2 protein-coding genes are annotated in these 1,720 nt (G+C 31.6%); both read left to right on the top strand.

The window, feature by feature from the left end; all coding sequences use genetic code 11:
• Positions 1-517 precede the first annotated feature (517 nt).
• A complete protein-coding gene (locus PV763_RS03515; RefSeq protein WP_236163146.1) occupies positions 518-1,330 on the top strand; it encodes a radical SAM protein in 813 nt (270 codons plus the stop codon).
• Positions 1,331-1,339: 9 nt separating this feature from the next.
• Positions 1,340-1,720 (top strand): DUF6375 family protein (locus PV763_RS03510; RefSeq protein ID WP_420937351.1); only part of this gene is annotated, 381 nt, incomplete at its 3' end.

Below are 1,720 nucleotides of genomic sequence, written 5' to 3'. Positions count from 1 at the left end.
GAATAGTAAAATTGGGTTTGGCGATTTGATTTTACTACTTCGCTATTTTTTTAAGCTAAAAGTGTCAACACACCCTACTACCTTAAAATTAAATTACCTATTACATCCAACAGTTTTTGGTATTTATGACGTTCGATGAGTCTTGTCGATATTCCTAAAGAAAGTGGTTTTTTTAATACATCTGCTTCATGATGCGATAAATACGCTTATGATTCACTTGCTTCAATAACATCTACTTGCCTTTAAGTGACAATTGAAATGTGACTCAGTTAGAGCTTGCTAGTCTTTTAATAAGCTACAGTCTTATGTATCTAAAGTTGAAATTTTACAAAGAAGATTGGCTTACTAATCTTAGATAAAGATATGAGAGTATGTATGAATCAATTCGATTTTTATGTTTAAAATACATTATCTGTATTAAGTTTATTAATTTACAATGAAAAAAAGAATAGGTCCAGATGGAGTTCATTTTTTTGATAGGGCTAATGGGAATAATATCCTAATAAATGAGCTTCTATTGCCAGAAGCAGACTGGACTGTAGCACCTAGACAAATTTCAGTAGCACTTACTAATATTTGTGATTTGCATTGTAAATTTTGCTATGCGCCCAAAATAAAAGCCTCTCTTCCATTTGATTACTTAAAAAAATGGTTAAAGGAAATTGATCAGCTTGGTACTTTTGGAGTGGGCTTTGGAGGCGGGGAACCAACTTTATATCCTAAATTTGCTGAGATATGTGAATTTACAGCTAACGAGACAGATTTAGCTGTAACATTCACTACTCACGGACATCGTTTAACTGATGATTTATTGTCTAATCTTAAAGGAAATGTAAATTTCATTAGAATAAGTATTGATGGTGTTGGGACTACTTATGAGAAATTTCGTGGTCGAAAATTTGATAAATTAATAGAACGTATTGAAAGAACAAGGGAAATTAGTTCTTTGGGTTTCAATGTTGTAATTAATGATTCAACTATACAGGACCTTGATCAGGTCACAGAAATTGCAGAGAAGTTTGATATATCCGAAGTTCTACTTTTACCCCAGCAAGCTACTCAAAACGTCAAAAGTTTATCAAAAGATTCTTATGAAAAAATGAAGAAGTGGATAGAAGGTTATAGTGGGGAAACTCGTTTAACTATAAGTGATATTGGGCTTGAATCAAATTTTATATGCAATCCACTTTTGATGGAAACTGGGCTTAATGCTTATGCTCATATAGATGCTCTAGGCTTTCTTAAAAGTAGTTCATATTCAAATATTGGTCAGGAAATTGGTGGAAAAAGTGTTTTAGAAGCACTTCAGTTATTAAAGAAATATAAATAAGGGTAAGACGTGAAAATTTGGAACAGTTATGGATCAGAACATTCTATGAATTTGGTATTAATAGGCTCATTTGTTCAAGCTAAAGATGCTGAAAATATAGAAAAGTTTGTTACAAAGTTGAAAAAAGCTTCTGAATATGAGGAATATTACTTATCTGGTGAACCTCCAGAAAATCATAGATTTTCTAAAGAAGTCTTAGAGGCTCTTCAAGAACACCACGTTAATCATTTATCTCCATTAGAAATAGATCAATTTAATTCTGATTATTATTTAGAGCGAGATGGGAATAAGATAACGATTGATACGGATGAGATTGATATATCTGCATTTATTAAAATATTTGTAGATGCTGGTGCTAAAGTAGAAGTTTACTCAAAACATTTCTATCCT

This window comes from Acinetobacter sp. AS5 (assembly GCF_048957595.1).
In the GTDB taxonomy this organism is placed as follows: domain Bacteria; phylum Pseudomonadota; class Gammaproteobacteria; order Pseudomonadales; family Moraxellaceae; genus Acinetobacter.
This window is presented reverse-complemented; position numbering and strand designations above follow the sequence as displayed.